The 20133-nt window shown below is 70.4% G+C and carries 24 protein-coding genes; 11 read left to right on the plus strand and 13 right to left on the minus strand.

Annotated features, from left to right (window positions below; all coding sequences use genetic code 11):
• Window positions 1-10: 10 nt before the first annotated feature.
• Complete coding sequence (locus ACFRU2_RS37060; RefSeq protein WP_382980576.1) at window positions 11-427, plus strand: hypothetical protein; 417 nt, start codon at window positions 11-13, stop codon at window positions 425-427.
• A gap of 31 nt (window positions 428-458) precedes the next feature.
• Here the strand turns inward: ACFRU2_RS37060 and ACFRU2_RS37065 are convergent, their stop codons facing one another.
• The 7 genes from ACFRU2_RS37065 to ACFRU2_RS37095 form a co-directional block, all read right to left on the minus strand.
• Complete coding sequence (locus tag ACFRU2_RS37065) at window positions 459-791, minus strand: hypothetical protein (protein WP_382980578.1); 333 nt, start codon at window positions 789-791, stop codon at window positions 459-461.
• A 114-nt stretch (window positions 792-905) separates the two neighbouring features.
• A complete protein-coding gene (locus ACFRU2_RS37070) occupies window positions 906-1634 on the minus strand; it encodes a SpoIIE family protein phosphatase (protein ID WP_382980580.1) in 729 nt (242 codons plus the stop codon).
• A gap of 137 nt (window positions 1635-1771) precedes the next feature.
• Window positions 1772-2869 carry a tyrosine-type recombinase/integrase gene (locus ACFRU2_RS37075; RefSeq protein WP_382980582.1) on the minus strand — a complete coding sequence of 366 codons (1098 nt, stop codon included), beginning with the start codon at window positions 2867-2869 and terminating at the stop codon, window positions 1772-1774.
• 267 nt (window positions 2870-3136) lie between these two features.
• Entirely contained in the window at window positions 3137-5098 is a 1962-nt protein-coding gene (locus ACFRU2_RS37080) for an ABC transporter ATP-binding protein (RefSeq protein ID WP_382980584.1), read from the minus strand.
• A 53-nt stretch (window positions 5099-5151) separates the two neighbouring features.
• Entirely contained in the window at window positions 5152-5862 is a 711-nt protein-coding gene (locus ACFRU2_RS37085; protein WP_382980586.1) for a lasso peptide biosynthesis B2 protein, read from the minus strand.
• Window positions 5859-7706, minus strand: coding sequence for an asparagine synthase-related protein (locus ACFRU2_RS37090; RefSeq protein ID WP_382980588.1), 1848 nt, complete (start codon window positions 7704-7706; stop codon window positions 5859-5861). Before ACFRU2_RS37090 ends, ACFRU2_RS37085 begins: the two co-directional genes overlap by 4 nt.
• A 130-nt stretch (window positions 7707-7836) precedes the next feature.
• Complete coding sequence (locus tag ACFRU2_RS37095) at window positions 7837-8007, minus strand: hypothetical protein (RefSeq protein WP_382980590.1); 171 nt, start codon at window positions 8005-8007, stop codon at window positions 7837-7839.
• A gap of 693 nt (window positions 8008-8700) precedes the next feature.
• Here ACFRU2_RS37095 and ACFRU2_RS37100 point away from each other — a divergent pair.
• Together ACFRU2_RS37100 and ACFRU2_RS37105 are read left to right on the plus strand one after the other, a co-directional pair.
• Window positions 8701-9753, plus strand: coding sequence for a transcriptional regulator (locus tag ACFRU2_RS37100; RefSeq protein ID WP_382980592.1), 1053 nt, complete (start codon window positions 8701-8703; stop codon window positions 9751-9753).
• 247 nt (window positions 9754-10000) lie between these two features.
• A complete protein-coding gene (locus ACFRU2_RS37105; protein WP_382980594.1) occupies window positions 10001-11308 on the plus strand; it encodes a DUF1173 family protein in 1308 nt (435 codons plus the stop codon).
• Window positions 11309-11434: 126 nt separating this feature from the next.
• Here ACFRU2_RS37105 and ACFRU2_RS37110 read toward each other — a convergent pair whose 3' ends face one another.
• The 4 genes from ACFRU2_RS37110 to ACFRU2_RS37125 all read right to left on the minus strand — a co-directional run bounded on the left by ACFRU2_RS37110 (window position 11435) and on the right by ACFRU2_RS37125 (window position 13188).
• Window positions 11435-11707, minus strand: coding sequence for a hypothetical protein (locus ACFRU2_RS37110; protein WP_382980596.1), 273 nt, complete (start codon window positions 11705-11707; stop codon window positions 11435-11437).
• Between the two features lie 83 nt (window positions 11708-11790).
• Window positions 11791-12177, minus strand: coding sequence for a hypothetical protein (locus ACFRU2_RS37115; protein WP_382980598.1), 387 nt, complete (start codon window positions 12175-12177; stop codon window positions 11791-11793).
• Window positions 12174-12590: a hypothetical protein gene (locus tag ACFRU2_RS37120; RefSeq protein ID WP_382980600.1), complete on the minus strand. Its 417-nt coding sequence runs from the start codon at window positions 12588-12590 to the stop codon at window positions 12174-12176. The genes ACFRU2_RS37115 and ACFRU2_RS37120 overlap by 4 nt, the downstream gene beginning before the upstream one ends.
• On the minus strand, window positions 12583-13188 hold the full coding sequence (locus ACFRU2_RS37125; RefSeq protein WP_382980602.1) for a hypothetical protein: 606 nt from the start codon (window positions 13186-13188) through the stop codon (window positions 12583-12585). Before ACFRU2_RS37125 ends, ACFRU2_RS37120 begins: the two co-directional genes overlap by 8 nt.
• A 310-nt stretch (window positions 13189-13498) precedes the next feature.
• Between ACFRU2_RS37125 and ACFRU2_RS37130 the strand changes: the two genes are divergently transcribed.
• Together ACFRU2_RS37130 and ACFRU2_RS37135 are read left to right on the plus strand one after the other, a co-directional pair.
• A complete protein-coding gene (locus ACFRU2_RS37130) occupies window positions 13499-13864 on the plus strand; it encodes a hypothetical protein (protein WP_382980604.1) in 366 nt (121 codons plus the stop codon).
• A gap of 98 nt (window positions 13865-13962) precedes the next feature.
• Complete coding sequence (locus tag ACFRU2_RS37135; RefSeq protein WP_382980606.1) at window positions 13963-14709, plus strand: hypothetical protein; 747 nt, start codon at window positions 13963-13965, stop codon at window positions 14707-14709.
• Window positions 14710-14794: 85 nt separating this feature from the next.
• On the opposite strand, the gene ACFRU2_RS37140 is transcribed toward ACFRU2_RS37135, so the two are convergent.
• Both ACFRU2_RS37140 and ACFRU2_RS37145 read right to left on the minus strand, forming a co-directional pair.
• Entirely contained in the window at window positions 14795-14947 is a 153-nt protein-coding gene (locus ACFRU2_RS37140) for a hypothetical protein (protein WP_382980608.1), read from the minus strand.
• Window positions 14944-15360 carry a hypothetical protein gene (locus tag ACFRU2_RS37145; protein ID WP_382980610.1) on the minus strand — a complete coding sequence of 139 codons (417 nt, stop codon included), beginning with the start codon at window positions 15358-15360 and terminating at the stop codon, window positions 14944-14946. Before ACFRU2_RS37145 ends, ACFRU2_RS37140 begins: the two co-directional genes overlap by 4 nt.
• Before the next feature lie 122 nt (window positions 15361-15482).
• Between ACFRU2_RS37145 and ACFRU2_RS37150 the strand changes: the two genes are divergently transcribed.
• The 6 genes from ACFRU2_RS37150 to ACFRU2_RS37175 all read left to right on the plus strand — a co-directional run bounded on the left by ACFRU2_RS37150 (window position 15483) and on the right by ACFRU2_RS37175 (window position 20067).
• On the plus strand, window positions 15483-15761 hold the full coding sequence (locus ACFRU2_RS37150) for a hypothetical protein (RefSeq protein ID WP_382980612.1): 279 nt from the start codon (window positions 15483-15485) through the stop codon (window positions 15759-15761).
• Entirely contained in the window at window positions 15758-16150 is a 393-nt protein-coding gene (locus tag ACFRU2_RS37155; RefSeq protein WP_382980614.1) for a hypothetical protein, read from the plus strand. The genes ACFRU2_RS37150 and ACFRU2_RS37155 overlap by 4 nt, the downstream gene beginning before the upstream one ends.
• Window positions 16147-16341: a hypothetical protein gene (locus ACFRU2_RS37160; RefSeq protein ID WP_382980616.1), complete on the plus strand. Its 195-nt coding sequence runs from the start codon at window positions 16147-16149 to the stop codon at window positions 16339-16341. Before ACFRU2_RS37155 ends, ACFRU2_RS37160 begins: the two co-directional genes overlap by 4 nt.
• A 76-nt stretch (window positions 16342-16417) precedes the next feature.
• Window positions 16418-17386 (plus strand): AAA family ATPase, encoded by a 969-nt coding sequence (locus ACFRU2_RS37165; RefSeq protein WP_382980618.1) that lies wholly within the window; start codon window positions 16418-16420, stop codon window positions 17384-17386.
• Window positions 17386-18309: a hypothetical protein gene (locus ACFRU2_RS37170; RefSeq protein ID WP_382980620.1), complete on the plus strand. Its 924-nt coding sequence runs from the start codon at window positions 17386-17388 to the stop codon at window positions 18307-18309. The genes ACFRU2_RS37165 and ACFRU2_RS37170 overlap by 1 nt, the downstream gene beginning before the upstream one ends.
• 297 nt (window positions 18310-18606) lie before the next feature.
• Window positions 18607-20067: a DUF2637 domain-containing protein gene (locus ACFRU2_RS37175; RefSeq protein WP_382980622.1), complete on the plus strand. Its 1461-nt coding sequence runs from the start codon at window positions 18607-18609 to the stop codon at window positions 20065-20067.
• The last annotated feature ends 66 nt before the right edge of the window (window positions 20068-20133 follow it).

Genomic DNA, 20133 nt, shown 5'->3' on the forward strand with positions numbered 1-20133 from the left:
AGAAACGCCGGTGAGGAAGCTGTTCGAAGACGGCCGCGCGGAGGCCCGCAGGCAGGCCGAGGCACGGGTGGTCGCGGACCTGCGCGAGGCGGCTCTGCGGGCGATCTACCTCCGGGAGAAGGCGGACCAGGCGGGCGGGGCGCCGGCGGACATCAACCCTCACACCGTCGACGTCACGGCGTACTCCCTCGCCTCGATGCTGACCTTCGGCATCGACGGTGACCCGCAGGTCGAATCCCTCGGCCGGGTCGTCCACATGGTCTTCGCGGGCAAGCCGGAACGCATCGAGTCCCGGCGCCGGCGGATCGTCTGGGAGTTGGAACGGCTCGGGCACACGGCCGCAGCACGGCTGCTGCTGGATCTGACGCGTACCGAGTCCAAGAGGTACATGGGGTACGGCATGGTGCCCCTCGGCGCAGAGAACTGACGCACGCGCCCAGACCCGCCCTCGGCACCCGTCACGAGAGGGTGACCTCCACGGCGCAGAGCGCTCCACCCGAACGAGGGACGAAAGTTCCCTCCGCCGCGGTGGCCAGCCGGGTGTAGTCGAGAGCCGTGGCCCACAGCCACCGAGCACTGAAGTCGTCCCCGGCGCTCATCGCGCAGGCCGCATTGCCGGCCGCGTGGCCCCACAGGTCGCGCTGGCGGCCGCCGTGCTCGGCCTCGGCCGCCCGCAGTGCGGCCACGATCGCGGCGGCCGGCGGCGGCTCCCCCGCGTCCTTGTCCAGCCAGGGGCGTACCGCCTCGGCGACGGCTCCCGCCGTCTCCAGGGAGAAGGAAGTCTCAGTCATGGCGACACCATGCCCGAGGACGCCCGCCGGGCGGGCGCCCTCGGGAGTAGACGGGCGGCCGAACGGGTCAAGGCCCGGTCGGGGCCGCTCCGTCACCGCAGGACCGACGCCCGGTCAGGGCGCGGGGCGGCGCATGGCGATCACCGTGCAGTCGTCTCGGTACCCCTCGCAGTCCTCTTCCGCAGCAGCGACAAGGGCGTCCGCGAGGCCCTGCGGGTCGTCCTGGAGGGCGTGGCACAGGGCCGTCCACGTCTCCGCGTCCACCTGGTCCGAGACCCCGTCCGACACCAGCAAAATCAGGTAGACCTCCTCGGGGATCTGGACTTGTCGGCACGTGGCCGCGGACGCCTGCGCGAGCCCGAGCCTCGACCAGTTGTCGTGGAGCTCGGCGTCCAGCTCCACCGCCGCACCACCGTTCCTACGCAGCCAGTTGCCCATGGTCTGGTCGTCGGACCAGAGGGTGAGCCCGGTGTCCTCCCGCCAGCCGTACGCCCGGCAGTCCCCGATCCAATGAACGGATGTCGGCTGACCCGGCTCCAAGCAGGCGTAGACGGCGGAAGCGTGCGGCGGCTGGTCGTAGGCCGCAGCCATCTGCCCGGCCGTCATCAGCCCGGCCAGCCCGCCCAGCTCCATCCCGATGTGGGTGATCACCGCCGGGGTGAGCGCGGCGTACCGCACGGTGTCCGGGTGATGGCCCGCACCGTCCACAACTGCCGCGCACACCGTCGCCCCGCGCCGCTGCACGTCCGCTCCGTCCGCGCACGGCGGTTCCGTCCCGGGCCGCTGAGCCCGCCCCACCACGACCGCACCGGCGCCTGCGGCGTTCTCGGTCTTCTCCACCATCGTCTTCTCCCTTGCCTCACCAGAGGGGGCCGGACGGCCCGCTCCCCCTTAAGGCCGACGGGGAAAGAAGATGGCGTTAGATCGCACTACTTACCAAAACTGGGGCTGGTGTGACGCATGAGGCGACGGCGGGACTGTCAGGCCGCGAGGGTGAGCCAGCGCCCGAGCTGCTTGCTGATCTTGTCGACGCCGGCAACCGCGTGCCGGGCCCGGCGTTCCTGATCGCCGCGGCGGCGGATGTACGACAGGGTGGTTGCTGGGTCGTCGTGCCCGGCGAATTCCTGGATCTCCTCCAGCGCGGTGCCCTCGTCGTGCATGTGGGTCAGGCGGCTGACCCGCAGCACGTGAGGCGTCACGTCGCGGCCGGTGAGAACCCCGGCCCGCTTCCCGAGGCGGGTCAGGATGCGGTCGACATCGTGACGGTCGAGCCGTCGTCCTGCGGAGTCCAGCAGCAGCGGCCCGTCGGTGCGGCCGTCGATGAGGAGGACCAGGAGCTCGGCGAGCATGTGCGGGATGTCCCACTGCCTGCCCTTGTTGCCCTTGCGCGTCAGGTCGATGACCGGCTTGCGGCCGTCACGGAAATCCGTGACGTCGGCCTCGCACCATTCGCTGACGCGGCCGGCGAAGACGTAGACGAGGGACGCCACGACCACGTCACGCAGGCACTCCGCCCAGTCGAGCAGGCTGGCGTACTCCTCGATCTCCAGCATCGGGGTGGCGGTGGTCTCGTCGTGCCGGTCGATCTTCGGTCGGTTGTGGCGGGTGACCGGATTGGGGATGTAGGTCTGCGACTCCTCGGCGGCGAAGAGGGTCAAGGAGGACAGGGCGGAGAGGCGGCGCGCGATGCTGCGGGCCGCCCGCCCGCGGCTCTCCTCACTCAGCCGCCAGGTGGTCACGTCGCCGCGGGTGATGCACCCGACGAAGAAGCGGTCGTGCTCCAGCTCCTGGGCGAAGCCGTGCCAAAACCGCAGGTCGTCGGCGTAATTGCGCTTGGTGTTGATGCTGGGGATCGTGGAGGACGCCAGCCAGCTCATGACGGTGGTGAAGGCGTCTGCCGTACAGATGTCTCGCAGGATGTCCATGCGGTGACGCCGCGGGCCCAGCTCGCCTGTCACCGGATCGCGCGGTGCCACCGTCCCGAGGTCCGCGCGGATCTTCGCGAAGGCGTCTTCTGCTCGGGTCGACGCGCGCATGATGTCGCCGGTGGGACGGTGGGCGACATCGGGACGGGGCATCACGTGCGGGCACCCTCTTCGCCTTGCTTGATCGTCTGGAACTTCAGGTCGGTCTCCCCGTAGGGCATGCGCCCCTCCTTACTCCCGACCCCCAAACTACCTGCGGGAAACGGACCACAGCGGGGTAGCCCTGACGAAGGCGTAGGCCGGTCAGTCAGCGACCCGACTGCCGCGGTCGCTCTTCGACTGCTCGTAGGGCCCACGCCCGGCCGACCGGCGCCCTCCCCATCCAGGTCCAAGAGAAAGGAAGGGCGCCGGGCCCGCTGGCTACGAGATGGAAATGGGGGCGTAGGCGCGGGCCTGGGTGGTCCACATCGTGGCGTACTCACCCTCTGCGGCCACGAGGCTGTTATGGGTGCCTTCTTCGAGGATGCGGCCGTGGTCGAGGACGATGATGCGGTCCGCGTGCTGGGTGGAGCCGAGGCGGTGGGTGATCAGGATGACAGTCCGGTCGGCGGCGAGTTCGCGGATGCGGTCGTACGCGGCCTGCTCGGCTCGGGGGTCGAGGGCGCTGGTGGGTTCGTCGCAGATAAGCAGGGGCGCGTTCTTGCGGGCGTAGGCGCGGGCTGCGGCGATGCGCTGCCACTGGCCGCCGGAGAGGTCTCGGCCGCCGGACTGGGCAGGGCGGATGTGGGTGTCGAGGCCTTCGGGCAGGGAGTCGATGACCTCGGTGGCGCCTCCGGCGCGGGCCGCGGCGAGAACGGCGGCGTCGCTCTGGTCGCCCTGGCCGAGGGTGATGTTCTCGCGGACGGTGGCCTGCCAGCGGGCGATGTCCTGGGGCAGCATCGCAAGGCGGGAGTGCAGCTCGTCGGGGTCGACGGTGGTCAGGTCGGTGTCATCCCAGGTGACGGCCCCGCTGGTAGGGGCGTAGAGCCCGGCGAGGATTTTGGCCAGGGTCGACTTGCCGGCGCCGTTGTGGCCGACGATGGCGAGGATCTCCCCCCGGCGGACGGTCAGGGAGATGTCGGTGAGGACGGGGGCGGACGCGCCCGCGTACGTGAAGGAGACGCGGTCGGCGCGGATCACCGCCGGGTTCGCGGGCACCGGCGCGGGGGCGGCCGGGAGCGTCGTGCGGGCCTTGGCGTCCGCGAGGAAGTCGGACCAGTCCTCCAGGTAGAGGCCCATGCGGTAGGTGGTGGTCAGGCCGGTGGCCATGCCGGTCAGCAGGGCTCGGCTGGTCTGGACGGCGATGAGGGCAGTCGCGGCGTCCGCGGTGGGAATCCGGCCGTGGACGGTCAGCCACAGCAGCGCGCCGTAAACGGCGAGGGTGGCGGCGCCAGCGAGGGTGTCGCCTGCGAGCTGGCGGCGGGCGGTGTCGGCACCGATGCGCGCGGTGTGCTGCTCCAGGCGGCGGCTGACGGCCTGGTACTGGTCCAGAAGCCAGGGCCGCATGGTGCCGGCGCGGACGTCAAGGGCGGTGCTGCGGCCGGCGGCGAGGTACATGAGGATGTGGCGGGTGCGGCGGTCGCCGACGGCGTGCCGGTCAGCGCGGTGGGCGGCCTGGGCGGCGCGAGCGGCGGCCCAGGCGCGCGGCAGGACCGCGAGGAGCAGCAGGGGCAGGAGCAGCGGGTCGAGGGCGGCCAGGATTCCGGCGGCGGCGGTGATGCCGAGCGCGGCGCCGGTGAGGGCAACGAGGGACTCGACGATGGTGTGGGCGTCCTTGGCGGCGCGGTTGGCGGCGTCGCCGTGGTCGCACCAGGCGGTGTCGTCGTAGGCGGCGAGGGGGACGCGGGTGGCGGCGTCGAGGTAGGCCAGTTCGGCGCGGCCGTCGACGCGGGGGCCTAGTCGGGCGGTCGTCGCGACGGTCGCGGCGGACGCCAGGGAGCGGGCGGCGGCTACGGCGGCCAGGGCCAGCAGGGCGAGTTCGGCACGGTCGAGGCGGTCCAGGGGCGCGCCGGCGGCGAACAGCGCGGCAAGGGCGGTCCGGGTCAGGTGCAGCGCCGCGGCGGTGAGCGCGCCGGCGGTGAGTTGGAGTCCGACCAGGCGCAGCAGGGCTGTGCGGTCGGCCCGCCAGGCCAGGGCCAGCGTGATCCGCATGAGGCGGGGCAGGGTGCGGGCCATCGTGAGCAGGCCGTCGGTGCGGTCTTCGTGGCGCTCGCTGCCGAGCGTCCAGGCGGGGAGCGGTTCGGGGGCCGGTCGCCGTCGGCGGCGCAGCCGGTTGCCGAACCGCTCCCCGAGCGGGGCGCGGGGGTGCGGGGTGGTCTGCGTGCAGTGCTGTGTGTCGGTCACATCGGGCGCAACGCGTCACCCATACGGGTGGATACGCAACTACCCCTGGTCCATCACGCGTTCGAATCGCTGATGGTGAGGACCGGCAGGTACGGCCAAGGCCGGTCGTGGTCGTCCTGCCCGAGGACGTGGCCGCCTGTCTCCACCCAGGCGTGGGCGCCGCGCGGGGCGAAGCGGGCCCCCAGCACCCAGCGGACGCGGCGGCCGGTGAGGGCTGCGGCCAGGTGGCAGGCCAGGGACTCCTCCAGGCAGGCAACGCGCCCCGGCCACCAAGCCCCCGCGGTCCGGACGGCGGCGAGGACGGCTTCGGCTTCGCGGACTCCGGCGGGCCGGCCGGGCAGCCGGGCTGAGAGACGGGCGACGGTGACGACGTGCCGGATCGGCACGGCCCGCAGGAGCAGTAGGGCCGCGGCCAGGCCGATGCCCGCGGCCGCGCGGTCCCTCAGGGACGGACGGGCGGCGGGGGCGAAGAGGACGATGGGCGTCGGGGCGGGCGGGCTTTGGTGGACGGGACGCCCGGCGCGAAGGCGGTCGAGGTCGGCGGCGGCTCGGGTCAGATCGCCCCGGACCCGGTCCGGGGCGGCGCCGGTCGCGGCCCACCGTGCGGTGGCGTCCTCGATGGCTGCGTCCCGCTCGGCTCCAGCGGCGGGCAGGTCGAGGAGGGTGGCGGCGATGGGGTCCAGGAGAGTCCACCGGCCGGTCGCCAGGTCCAGGAGGGCCGCGCCGACTGGGCCGCGGGCGGCGTGGAGGCTGGGCTCGATCATCGCAGAGTCTCCCGGGTCGGTGTCGGCTCCCACCACGTCGTGAAGGCGGTGGGCAGGTTGGTGAGCCACAGCTCGGCGGCGACCAGGGCGTGCACGCTCCCGAGGTCCGCGGGCGAGCCGTGGATCGTGCGGTCCAGGGAGGCCAGGACGGCGCCGGGGTCGATGAGACCGGCGTCGGATAGCGCCGAGCTGGCCAGGAGATCACGTAGGACGTGGGCGTTGACGCGCAGGCCGTCGTAGACGCCGTTGAACGCCGTCTTCGTGCGACGGGTCAGGACCGGGGCGTGCACGAGACCGGTGAGGGCGGCGCGGGCCAGGGGCTTGAAGTCGCCTGCACGGCGCCGCTCCCAGGCGGGGACGGCATGGCAGATGTCCACGATGCGGGTGTCCAGGTACGGGGCGTGCATCGGCAGGCCCCACAGGGTCCGCGCGAGGGTGTCCAGAGCGGCGTGCTCGGTTCCCGTGGCCTCCAGTGCGAGGCGCTCGCGTAGTTCACCGGGACCGACGGCGCTGTCGGCCACGGCGGCACGGGTCCCGACGAGGTCGGCGAGCGCGGTGCGGCCGGCCGGGGTGAGCCAGCGCGCGGCGGTCAGCCGTCCGCACCAGCGGGCCACGTCGGCGGTGTCGGGCAGCACGCGCAGGGCGGTGCCGGCCAGGACCTTGTCGGCGAGGTCGGCCAGCGCCCGGGAGTGGTTGCTGCGTCCGGAGGCGGTGACGGCGCGCAGCACGGGGTGGGCGGCACCGCGGCGGTCCCGGGCAAGCCGGTAGGTGTCGAGGAGGGCGGCGATGCGGTCGCCAGAGCGGTAGCGGTCGGCCGGTGACGCGATGGCGTCCAGGACGTTGTCGCCGCCCCAGCCGGTGAGGTGCCCGGTGCTGCCCGCGGCGATGGCGGGTGCGAGCTGGGCCCCGAGGATGCCGAGCGTGCCCACGCTCAGGGCGGGCGCGTCGGTGAACGGGATGCTGGCGGGCTCCTCCAGCCGGTCGAAGTGACGGCTGCCGACGAGGCGGCCGTCGACCAGGTGCCGTGTGATGCCCGGATATGCGGCGGCGATCTCGGCCGCGTACCGGGTGTCGTCCTGGTCGGCCATCGCGGCATCCACATAGGTGACGGCGGTCAGATCGGTGTGCGCGGCGGCCAGGCAGGTGATCGTGCTGGAGTCGACGCCGCCGGACAGATCCGCCGACACCGGCTTTCCGGACAAGGCTCGGTGGCCTACCGCGAGCGGCAGTTCGTGGCGCAGGGCTGCGGCAGCCTCGGCGAAGGAGGTTCTGGCCGGGAGGGGGAGCCGCTCGACCTGGGGCGGGGCGCCGGGGGCGAGCGTCAGCGCCGTGCCGGGCGGGACCCGGTGGATGCCGTCGAACCAGCCGTCGCCGCCCGGCTCCACGCCCCATGTGGTGACCTCGGCCAGCAGCCGGAGCGGATCCGGGGCGGCGCCGGCGAGGGCGGCGAGCGCGGTGGCGGACGTCGACCACGTCACCGAACCGGCCGCGTCGGCGACCCAGTGGACCTGGACGGAGGCGGCCCGGCTGCCTGCAATCCGGAGGGTGCGGCCGACCCGGACGATCCCCAGGTAGGAGCCGTGCAGTCGGCTGGCGGTGTGCCAGTGGCCGCGCGCGGCCGCGTCCGCGGCGTCACGGACCTCGTCGGCGCTGGCCAGGCAGTCCCCGACGAGGATCACCTCCGCGGTGCCGTCCCGGGACAGCGCCCGCTGCACCTCGTGGGCGCCGTACTCGACGGTCCAGGCACGCAGGGTGCCGTCGTCGTGGATCTCGTGTCCGCCCCGCGGGCGCGGCCCGGTGGTGAGCGGGGGTGTGTGGGTGACCGTGCCTGCGACGTACCTCATGGCGGGCTCTCCCTGCTGGCGAGACATTCAGAAAATGGCAACGCGCGCCCGGAACGGGCCAGCCGTTGAGGGCTGGCCGTCCCGGGCGCGCGTTCACCCGAGGTGGCGTCTCACGGCGCCAGGCGGAGGATCAGCCCTGGTAGTACATGGTGTGGTCGGGGTTGTTGAAGCCGCCGCTGCCCAGGGTGACCTCGGCGACGGCGCCGAAGTCGGCGACCTCGGGCGTGGTGAAGACCTCGGCGGTGGCGACGGCCTGGACAGCGGCGGCGGCCTGGACGGTCTCGGTCTCGATGTGCTTCATGACGAACTCCTTCGTGTAGGGCTGTCGGATCAGTTCCTCTGTGGCCGGCGCAACGAGCTGGGCGTCGGCCACAGAGCAGATCAGGAGGGCGGCTGTAGCCCCTCCCCCTTGCACTCGGCGTCGTGCTGCCGGGCTGAGACCAGTTGGCACCCTCCACCCGCTGCGTCTCCACGGCGAACCCCGCTGCGCTTGCCTGCGCTCCGCGACAACACCCGTGGTGCGTTGGCACTGCGAATCGCTGCGAACAGCCGTAGAGCAGGCCATAGTTCACTGCTCGGCGTAGCCTGGAAGCGCACCTCTGACCCTGCCCTTCTCCCTTACTCGGATCAGGTGGACACGGTGGCGCAGCCGGCAGGACGACCCAATGAGGCTCTCGCGTACTGGGCGCGCATCTTCGGAGCCAGCTACAGCCAGATCGCGGCGGAAGTCGGCCGAGTGGCAGCCGGGCACGGACGGCACGACATCAAGCCCGACAGCTCCCGTGTCTCCCGGTGGATCACCAAGGGGGAGAGGCCCCGCCACCCCGTCCCCGGGTTCTTGGCCGAGGCGATGAGCAACCTGTGTCCTGGGCAGACGCTCACCCCGGCCGATCTAGGTCTGGCCTCCGCCGGAGTGCCAGCGGTCCGGAGAGGAGAGGCGTGGTCCGCGCGCACGGTCGTGGCCGCCATACTCGACACCACCCGGAGCGATGCCGTGACCGACGACCGCACCCCGTCCCGCGCGCCCCACCTCACCGGCGCCGCCTTGATCAATGCCGTCCAGCCTTGGCTGCACCTGCACAACCTCGAACCCCTGCCCGCCCCCGATCAGCCCGGAACCCGCCTCGGCCTGTCGGACGTCGCCCGGATCGAAGCGACCACCGACGCGTTCCGCGAACTGGACAACGCGCACGGCGGCGGCCTGTCCCGCCTCGCGGTCGTCGGACAGCTCCAGCACGTCACCCACCTGACCCGCACAGGCACCTACACCGAGGAGACCGGCCGCGCCCTGTTCGTCGCCGTCGCGGAACTCGCCTCCGTCGCCGGATGGATGACCCATGACGCCGGCGCCCACGCCGACGCCCAGAACTACCTCCTCCTCGGCCTGCAAGCCGCCAAGCAGGCCGGCCCAGACGGTGCCGGGATCGGCGGGCACCTGATGAACTGCCTCGCCCGCCAGGCCAACCACCTCGGACGAACCGACGACGCCCTCGACCTCGTCCAGGCCGCCCAGTACGGCACCCGCAAACTCCGCTCCGGCCGGCTACGCGCCCTGCTGTGCTCGCTCGAAGCCCGCTCCCACGCGGCCCTCGGACACATCGAGGAGATGACCCGCGCCACCGGGGCCGCCGAACAGGCCCTCGCCGACGAAGACACCACCACGACCCCCGGCTGGGCCGCCTGGTTCGACCTCGCCGAATTCCGCGTCACCGCCGGGGTCTGCGAGTTCGAAGCCGCCGAACACGCACCCGGCCGGATCGGCAACGCCATCAACCTGATCGCGCAGGGCACCACCGACCGGCCCAGCGACCGGGTCCGCAGCCGCGCCTTCGACCAGATCGCCTTGGCGCGCGCCTACGTCCGCGCCGACGAGCCCGAAGCCGCCAGCACCGCTACCGCCGCCGCCCTGAACCTGATGGGCACCATCACCTCCACCCGCGTCGGCGACCGCCTGCGCGAGCTCGACATCGAACTCGGGACCGCTCCGAAGGTCGCGGCCACGGCCGACAGCCGCGCAAGCATTCGCGCTGCCCTTCAACCCCTCTGACTCCAAGAAGTCGTGATCAGCCCAGCACCCGTCAGGGTTCCCGGCCATGCTCGTCGGGGGTCGGGTTGGACCCACATCCCCCGGTCAAGACGTTCGTAGACCGCACGCTCCGCCGTGGCGTTCTCACCGCCCGCCGACCGCTCGGGCTCCGACTCCTCGCGGGACAGCCCAGAACCGCAACCAGAACGCTCAAAGGTGGTACATCACCGAAGGGAGCGCCCTGTCCGACGTTGGGCACCATGGAGACATGGATCATCCACAGAAGACGCCGCACGGAGACGGTCGAGGGCCGCGGCTCCCCGCACGAATCCAACTGGCCGGGCGGACCGTAGACCTCGGCGCCATTCGCGACAATCCGGTGTCGTACGCCCGATTGTTTGAACGCGCACGCTCAGAGGTCGGGCATGCACTGTGCCTGTGCCGCCCGACTTGGAGGCTGCGGCTCGTCATCCGAGCGACCCGCTCCGGCCGGTATCACGTCGCGGGGTGGCCCGGCGAGGGCGACCAGCACCTCGCCCGATGCCCTTTCCACAAGATCGCTCCATCGCTCACAGGGCGAAGCGGATACGCCTCCGAAGCGATCAAGGAATCGGGAGTCGGGACGTCCATCCGGTTCGCGGCCCCTCTGCGCCGACAGCTCGAAGCTCCGACGCCAGGGCGTGCACCTCGCGCCTCCGAGGCACCTGCCGGCCCGTCACGCAGGGCCGTGGGTCTGCTCGGTCTCCTGCACTGGCTGTGGGAAGAGGCCCGGCTCACGTCTTGGGAGCCAGGCGAATCCGTCACCTGGCGGGACTGCCATGCGGGGCTGGAAATGCAGGTCGACACCTGTTCCATCAACGGCCAGCCCGCTGCCAGCGCCTTGCACATCGTTCCCCCGTTCCGGCCCGAGAACGCGGTCCGCAACGAGACCGAACTGGCGGCCTTCGAGGAGCGGCTTGGGCGTCGTGGCTCCAGCGAATACCGCGGGCTGATCTTGGGAGAGGCTCGGGCGGTGGAGCCGACTCAGTTCGGGGTCAGGATTTCGCTCGCTCACCAACGGCGCCCTCTATTCGCCTCCGCAGCGCTTGCGGAGCGCGTCCGGCGTTCGCACCCGCACGTCTTCTCCGACGCCGCCGGCCCGAGCGCTCGCCGGATCGCCCTGGCCCTGGTCGACCGCCACCCCAAGGGATACCTGACCGTTTCCAACATGGCTCTGATGCTGACGAACGGTTCGTACATCCCCGCCGACTCCTCGTACGAAGTGAGGATGGCCGACCACCTCATCGCGGCGAGGCGTCCCTTCACCAAGCCTCTGCGGTACGACGCCGCGAACGAGGACGTGTTCCCGGACTTCGTGCTGAGGGATACCGATCCTGCCACCTACGTCGAGGTGTACGGGGTCCGCGGCCGGGAGGAGTACGAGCGGCGCAAGCGAGTCAAACAGCGGTACTACAGAGACCACGGCATTCCCGTGATCGAGTGGGACGTGGCCGCCGAAATCCCGGACGTCCAGAGTCCCGGCCCCCGACGCTCTGGGAGCCTTCGGACTGCATCGGCGTCTCCGCGGACACCCTGAGCACACCGAGGCCCAGAGGCCGAGCGTCTACCCCGGCGGGGCAGACCAGGGCCTCGCCTTAAGCGTGGTCCTGGCCGTCATGCGCGCGGCGCCGCCCAGGAGGCGCGCTTGACCCGCGTACCGAGGTCACATGGCATCAGGGCGGCTGCGGAGCGCGAACATCGCATCCGCGTAATCTCGCGCAGCATCGCCGACCTTCGCCAGCTCCTCACGCTCCTCAGCCGGTCCTGGCGTGCGGAACTTGGCTTCGTCATAGAAGAAGCGAACGACCTCGTACACCATCTCAGCGCGCGCCGCCGCATCGCCGAAAGCGTCCTCGGTCAGGCCCGCACCCTTAGCCGTAGTCTCCTGCCAGGCCGCGCGCAGCGCCGCTTTGAGCTGAGGCTCCAGGCTGCCCATATAGAACTCTCCCCTTGAACATGATCTCGGTGATCCCCCAACCTACGGCGAACTGGTGAGGGGGTCACCTTCGGAGCGGGCGATCAGGCGCCCTGCTGGCGAAGCCAGCCTTCGACCTCATCTGCGAGTCCGGCGCCGGCGAGCGCGGCGATCTCCCGCCGTTCGGCCAGCCGCCACCGCGCCAGGGCTTCGCGGGCTAGGGCCTCGTAACGCAGGGGGTCAGCCAGAGAGAGCCGCACCAGCAGTGGGGCCTTCCGACGGTAGTGGGCCCCCCACTCCTCCAATGTGGGAGGGTCCTCCGCCGCATCGGTTCGTAGCCGCAGGGCGAAGGCATCAGCGTGTAGGAGTGACAGGTCATTCTCGGCGGTCACCTGCTCCTCCGCGGTGTAGGGGCCGACCGTGGCACGGGCGTGATCACGAGCCTGCTCGTACTCTCCAGGCTTCTCGTCCGGCTCGGGTGGATAGGTCATCGGGCCACCGAGACGTCCGCGACCCGGTGGGAGGGGGCCGGGATTTCGACGAGGTGGCCGACGCCGCTGGCGATGGCTTCCTTCGCGGCAGCCGGGAGCCCGTAGGAGTCGGTGTAGCCGCGGCACATGGCCTCCTGGGTGCCGGGCGGGGAGACCGGGGGCATGGTGCTGTGGCAAACCACGTAGCCGTCGGGGTGGGACCGCGCCTCCTCGGTGAACTGCTTCCTCCTGCCCGGGGGCAGGGGCACAGCGTTGGCCGCGGGGTTCAGGAGGCAGGTGTTGCACCGGCTCTCCAGAATGAAGATCTCTCCGGTGGCCCGGTTGGCGACCGGCAGTCCCGGTTCCCTGGGCGAGGTGGCCTCCTGGGTGAAGGCTTCGGTGAGCGGGATGAGGGCGGGGTCACTGTCACGCATTGGCGGGCTCCGGTGTGACGGGGACGTACTCGCGCAGCAGGCCGCGCCTCATGGGGCGGTGGTCTCCGAGGTTGATGCCGAGCGCGGGGTAGCGGACAGCGAGTTCCTGCCCGGTCAGCGGGTGCTCGGCGAGGGGGAGGGCGACCTTGCCGTCCGCGCTCACCTCCCAGGTGCCACCCGCCTTGACCGGCCAGACCCGGCGGACCTGACCGCGGTCGACGACGACCAGGAGCCGGATTCTGGTACGGCTGACCTGGGCGATCCGCCACCACCGCCCGTCGGCGAGGCGCTGGGTCGCGTCGTCCAGGCCGGTCTCCCCGTAGACCCGCCCGTCGTCGTCCGTCCCGGTGCCGACTCCCCGGTAGATGACCATGGCGAGGTCTTCCAGGCGTTGACGCTGGACCAGGACGCGGGGGTCCAGCTCCAGCAGGGCGGCCGCGCTGGTAAGACCGCCGGCCTCCTTCACGAAGGAGCGGAGGAGCAGCGCGCGGCGCTGGTGCAGGCCCGCCTCCTCCCGGTCGAGTTCGTCCAGCTGCTCGTGCAGCTCGTGCAGCAGGGTCAAGGTCTCCCCCATGTCGATGGTCTTCGGCTTCTGCATTTCATTTTCTACGTCCACACCGAGGCGGGTCAAGTGGTATGCGAAAACTGCACACCATCGGGAGGCCCCGTTTTCAAGATCGAAAAGCCGCGCATAATTCCGGTTATGCGCGAGCACACGGCGGCCGCGTTTAAATCATGGGCATGTCATTTCCTAGTAGGAAAAAAACGCGTCGGAGGCGGTACGCTACGGACTGCGACCACCCCTCGGGTGAGTGCAGCAAAGGAAGAACGTGCAGCTCAGAGCAACTTTTCTGGAGAAATGACGTACGGGACAAGCCCGTCGTCAACCCAACCCGGAGGACGTACGCGTGCGCGCCAGTGAGGATCTCCCCGGAGCCATCGACACCACCATGACCTGGATCGAACCGGCGCTCTGGCTCGGCGTGGGCGCCGGGGTGCTGATGATCGCGACCGGCTGCATCGGCGCCATCCTGGCGCGGCGGTCCGAAAATACCTACGTGGCCCGGAACGCCGGGTTCCTGCTCCTGTGGGGCACCGTCCTCGGTATCGCGTGCGGTGTCTTGAGCGCAGTCTTCTTCGTGGCGTTGGGGCCGGACGGCAGGGACTCCGCCAATCCGAAGCCTGTCGAGTCCGGCCTTTCCCGCAATCACTACGACGACATCGAGGCACTGAAGGACGGCCACCGCCTGACCCTCGCGCCCAAGCACCTCTGATACGGGACAAGACGACGATGCGACGTCCCCGCAGGTCCCCCCCTCCGACCGCCCGCGAAACGCGGCCCGTACGACAAGCTCCCGAGGAGCAGCCCCGCGTGCTGGCCGCGCGGTTGTACGAGCTGCACCGCGAGGCCGGCAAGGACGAGCCGTACCTGGAGCGATGGCCGGGCGACGCCGAGCTGTTCGGAGTTCTCACCTTCGCGCAGGATTACGCCAGCCGTCTCACGGGGGAGCCGTACCGGAAGGCGGCGGTACTACGGATGCAGCTGGCCGAGTGGCTGCGTCTGGCCGCCGATCCCTTCCAGCTCGCCGCGCTGGACGACGCCCGCGCCGGCGGTACGTCCTGGAAGGAGATGGCCCTCGTGCTGCGGTACCTGGACCGGCTCGGGGAGCCGAACCCGGGCAGTGCGGTGAACCTCCGCAAGCGGCTGTACGTCGCCGTCAACGGCCGCCCCGGAGACCGGCGGCAGCCGCAGGTCGCCCACCTGATCGACCAGCGGGCCATGGAGGCCCGCCTGGCAGAAGCTCGGTTCATCGCGGCGGGTGAAGCTCGCTACGCCGACCTCGACACGGTCGCGCGGGCTCTGCTGAAGCACTACGAGGCCGGGGAAATCCTCGTCGACCCCGAAGACGATGGGTTCTGGTGGGAGTCGCTCACCGAGGCAGTGGACGACCGGCACAGCGCCTCCGAGCGCGCCAACCTGCTCGTATACGTACGCGGCGTTTTGCGCGAAACACAGGCGTACGCGAAGCGGTCAGGGGAGGCTCCGGCGGTCACGGAACAAGCGGGAACGGCCTTGGAGCAGGCGATCGGACTCGTGGACCTCGGCGCCGACGGCTGAGCTCTCTTTTAAGGCACGACGAGGGCCTGGATCGACGGATCGGTCCAGGCCCTCGCGCCGTGCGGTCACACCTCGCCGCGTCGGCTCACCCGTACGTCACCACCACGATGAAGACGACGAAGACCGTCGCCAGGATGGCGAGGCCCGCGAGCAGGGAACGGGCTTGCCCTTCGGCGCGGCGGTGTTCGTGGGCTTGGAGCCCACGGGCGACCCCTCGCGCGATTTCATCCTCGGTCATGCAGTTGCCTCTCCCCCAGTTTCCCGCTTGGCCGGTGCCGCTTCCCGGCTGGAGGCGGTTCGTCCGTTGTTCACTCCCCGCCGCGCGGCTGGCCAGGACAGGGCTTCCCCATGGGTGTGCTGCCGGTAGACGACGTCAGGGGACAGGCCCGCCGCCGCACCGATCTGCTTGTAGGTGACCGGCGCGTTCCCCGGCCTGCCCACGCCCTGCCGGGCGGCCCCTGCGGCGCCGTGAGCGGCGCGGCCTGCGGCATCCGCTACGAGCATCAGCAGCTCGATGCGCCGTAGGGGATCTATGGCGCTGCTGGCTGCGCGGGCCAGGAGCTCGACGCGATCCGCTCCCTGGGCCTCGTCGGCCTGGCGGACGAGCTGCTCGACTTCAGCGGCGAACATGTCGACGTCGTACGTCGTCAACGGAACCCCTCTTGTTGGTTGCAGCCAACGGAAGGCCGAGGGTATCGCGACCCCGCTGGCTCCAGCCAACGACTTCACTCGAAAGGCTCGCAAGCCGCCCAACGATGCGGTATGACTCTGGTATGACCGAATCGAAGCCCCCTCCGAAGAAGAAGACGGCGATCACCCTCCCCCAGGAAGTCCTGGAGCAGCTGAAGGCCCGGGAGACCGCAGGTGAGATCCCTAGCGTCTCCGGACACATCCAGACGCTACTCCAGCGCGAACAGGAGGCCGCCGAGGTGGACACCGTACTTGCGCGGCTCTTCCCCGCCGATCGCCCGGAGGCCGAACACCTGGAGTGGGCGGCGAGGGCTCTCGGCGTCAGCGCCGGGCAGGGAAGCGCCGGACAGAGCGCCGCGTGATCGGCGGCCGCATCCTCGACACCACGGCGCTCACTGCCGCGGCTCGCGGGAGCCTCTACATGCAGGCCCTGCTGTCGATCGCCCACCAGCGCGTGATCCCGCTCCTAGTGCCGTCCACGGCCCTGTCCGACGCGTACGCCGGCCTGAAACCGGATGCCGGTCACGCCCTGTCGGCCATCATCCAGTTCCCCCTCCTGACCGTCGCGCCACTGGATGAAGCTGACGCACGAGGCGCTGGCATTCTGCGCTCGAACACCGCAAGCACGGCCAGCACCACGGCCGGCCACGTCGCCTACCTGGCGGCCGCCAGGCAGTGGCCGGTGATCACGGGCGAGCCCGACCGGCTCCGCGCCCTGTACCCGGACATCGAGCTGGAGGACCTGCCGTGACGATCGACCACGAACCGAGCCTGGTGGAGCGCGTAGCCGAGTCCCTCGGACTCACCCCGGAGGAGTACATCGCCAAGTTGACCACCTTCATCAACCCGACGGTCACCTCGATCTCCCCCGCAGCGCTTCACGCACTCGCTTCAGGGACCATGGCGACCGGGGCCTCTCGCCTCTCCGCTCGACCGGCATGACGAAGGCCCCCACCGCGCGCGGTGGGGGCCTTCGTCATGCCGGTCGAGTCGGGCCACAGACTGGTCGTTGAATCCAATGCACGCGGTCTTCCCCGTCCCGAGAAGCTCACGCGGATACGCTCGCTCCCGGGAAGCGCTCGGCGCCCGCCTCCTGCCAGAGACGGGGGCCGGTTCAGGCCAACCGCCAGAATCCACCCATGCGAGGAAGATCGTGACGACACCTATCCCTGAGCCTAGCGGGCCTCCGGACACCGAAACCGTGCCCCGGAAGACGACCCGCGTCATCGCAGTTGGCGCCCTGAAGGGCGGTACAGGAAAGACGCGACTGGCCATGCTGATCGCCCTGTTCCTCGCGATCGTCCTCGGCCGCAAGGTGGTGGTGTTCGACGCCGACAGTGCCAGCCAGACGAGCAGCAAGTGGCCCGTGAAGGCCAAGATGCGGGGCTACTTCCCATGGCCCTTCGAAGTCATCCGATTTCCGTTCGCCGAACTCGATGAAGAGATCGACAAGATCATCGCTCGCGGCGACGTCGACGACATCGTGGTCGACGTCGGCGGCGGCAACTACGAGTGCTTCCTGGCAGCATGCCGACGCGTCAACATCCTGCTCATCCCGCTGTGTGCCGACGAGGGCGACACCGAGCAGGCACCCCAGACGCGGCAGGCCGTACTCATGGGTGCGGCCCTCAACACCACGGGCAAGCCCTTGTCGATGTACTTCGTGCTCAGCCGCTGCGAGAACAGCAACGACCGCATTGACGCACGAGAGCGGCTACTCGCCGAGGACCAGGCGGGTGGCCCTTACCCGTTGCTCGACACCGAGATCCCCATGCTGGTCGCCTACAAGCGGACGTACGGCCGCATCCCAGGGCCGGCAACGGCCTTCGAAGACAGGGCGCAGACCATCGCCGACAAGGAGCGGCCCCGCTGGAAGGACCTGACCAACTTCATTCCGCTCTTGGTTGAGTCTGAGATCATCACCCGGGATGAGGCCCTCGGTACGGGCCTCATCATCAGGCGCGAGCTGGAGAGGGTATCTGTCTGATGGTCGTGAAAGGAGCTCAGATTCCCACCGGGCCATCTGCCCAGGACCCGACGGCCCAGCCGGTCAACGGACGTAACGTTCTCCCGCCGCTGACCGGCTTCCCTGTGCACGTCACGCCCGAAACGGTCGGCCAGACGGGACAGTCCGCCGCAGCATCCCAGCTCCCTGCACAAGCAGACGGGCACTCCGCCGAATCGTCCGCACCGTCTACAGAGCCGGCCATCCCCACGGCCGTATCCGAAGGGCTGCCCACTGCCATCCATCAGGCACTCGTCGAGGAGCTGCCTGAGGCGGGCACGAAGGGCGAGATCATCACCGCCTGCGAGAAGCGGCTGCACGCGGCTCAGACCCTGCGCGACGCGATGGAGAGCCGGGCCCTTGCCGCCTACTTCCATTACGCGGGGCCAGCGGTCCGGCTGGCGAAGGCCAGCGATTCCTGGCAGGACATCACCGATCCCGCGACCGGCAAGCCGTGCCGCTCGTGGTCGGCATGGCTCCGAGCGGTCAAGGTCTCCCGGCAACACGCATTCCGCATGGTCAAGGAGGAGCCTCTGCTGGAAGCCCTGGAAGGGCTGAACGTGGGGGTTCTCGGTGTGCGGCAGATCGACGCGCTCTCTCCCGTGCTGACCAATCACGGCCAGGTGAAGGTGCGTCTGGTGTGGACGACGGCAGCAGGGACGGGCGATACGAGCGCACCGAACCTTGAGAAGATCCGTGACCAACTGGGGCTTGCAGGCGACCCTGCGGGCGGTGACGACGAGGCCGGCGAGTCCTCCGCCACGCCGGTGCTGCGGTTCCAGGCCAGCCCCGGGACCTTCGACGAGGGAAGGGTCCGCGAAGTCGCGCGGGCCCAGCCCGAAGTCTCCTTGCTGATCGCCCGCACCATCCTCTCCGAACTCGGCGAGGGCGGGGCGACGCCGTAGCTTGTCCGACAACCTGTATCGCGCGATACAACTTCGCGCCCTGTGGACCTGTATCGCGCGATACAGGTCCACAGGCTTTTCCACGACCGGGGGCCCTCGAAAAGGTGCGGCCGCGGTTGTCGAGTTGGAGGAGGATGCTGCGGTATCAGGGGCTGTGGGTGTCGCGGCCTAGGGTTATGGAGCCCAAGCCCCGAAACCGATGATCGGAGTGTCCATGCGTCACCAGGCGGCGGAGACCAGCCGCAGGCCCATCCCGCCCGCGGCTGCGGCCGCGAACAGGGAGAAGGGTTGCCTCCGATGATGGACGAGAAGTTCCTGCTGCCCGCCGGGATCGGCTTCGCGGCGCTGTGTGTCCTCGGCATCGTCGCCCTGGTGCTCCGGTCCCGCCGCACGCGCGAGCAGGACAAGCTCTCTGCGGACGACCGCGAGAAGTTGGCGGAAGAGCGACGCAAGACGTGGCGGCGGCGCCTCGCGGTCATCAGCCTCTCGGTCAGCTTCATCATCATCTTCTGCATCGCAGGCATCGCGGCCTGGCTCAGCTTCGGCGCCCAAAAGGCGTACGCCTTCGACCGCAACGGAGGCTCATGGACCGCTGCAACGGGCTTCGCTCTCTTGCTGGATGCCGGTGCTCTCGGCCTGTCACTGCTAAGGCTGTTCGAGGCGCTGACGGCACGGTCGAGCCAACTGACCCGCCTCTACCTGGTCGGATTCATCGTGGCCTCGGCCGTGATGAACCTGCTGCACACCCCGCACGGGGCCGGGCAGTCTCCCACCCTCGGCGGTCGGCTCGTCGCGGTCATCCCGCCCCTGGTGTACGCAATCTTCCTGGAGTCCTTGCTCAAGAAGGTCGAGCAGCTGGTCCTGGGCAAGTACCCGAAGAAGAAAAGGAAGAACGCAGAGCGGGGCTACAGCCTGCTGTTGTGGGTTCCCTTCATCGGCTATCCCCGGGAGATGTGGAAGCAGTGGCGGAAGGATCTGCACGACACCTTGCAGTACGTCCGTGCACCCGGCTCCCGCAACCCGGCCCCCGCACCGGCGACAGCTCCAGGATCAGCTCCGATGGTGGAGGTGGAGACTTCACGCGCAGAGCCGCGGCCAGTTCCCCAGGAGCTTCCCCGGGCGGCACCCGCTCCCCGCGTGGAGGCCGCGCCGCGCGAGCTGCGGCCTGCTCCGGTTCAGCACACCACGGCGGTCGCTCCCGTCGCGGAGCCCAGCGGTGCGGTCGCCGGACCGATAGTCGTCCCGGTGCAGGCGCCGGCACCCGCGCCTTCCCCGGCTCCCGTTCCGTCCCCGGTCCGGCCGGCGACGGTCCAGCCGTTGGTCACCTCCAGCACCATGCCGAAGAAGGATCAGTTGCGTGACGCTCTGGTGGCGCAGATCCTTGCCGGTGACCTGAGTGTGCTGGACCCCAACGCCCAGGTTGCGAACGGGGCGGCATACCGGGCCAACATGGCGCTCGGCAGGGGCGCCGGGCTGGGTGTCGACAGCGACGGAAAGCAGGAGGGTCTCCTGAAGCCGGGTGCGGTGCGCACGGCCGTCAAGCAGCTCCTGCCCGAACTGCGGGTCACCGCAGCGGAGGCGGAGCGTACCCGCCGCGAAGCGGCTGCGGCTCCAGAGCCTGCGCCGCAGCATCAGCCGGCGGAGGGATCGGCGGCTTTGGCCGTCGCCCACGGGCGTCAGGGGGACGAGGAACCCGTCATCGGGCACCAACGGTCTACCGACGCGAACGAGGCGACGAAGGAGGCCGCGCTGGCGTAGTGGTGGCTCGGCATGACGAAGGGGGACCCGACAGATCATCGGGTCCCCCTTCGCGTGCGCCGCGCC

The organism is Streptomyces sp. NPDC056883, from assembly GCF_042788835.1.
GTDB lineage: Bacteria > Actinomycetota > Actinomycetes > Streptomycetales > Streptomycetaceae > Streptomyces > Streptomyces stoeckheimensis.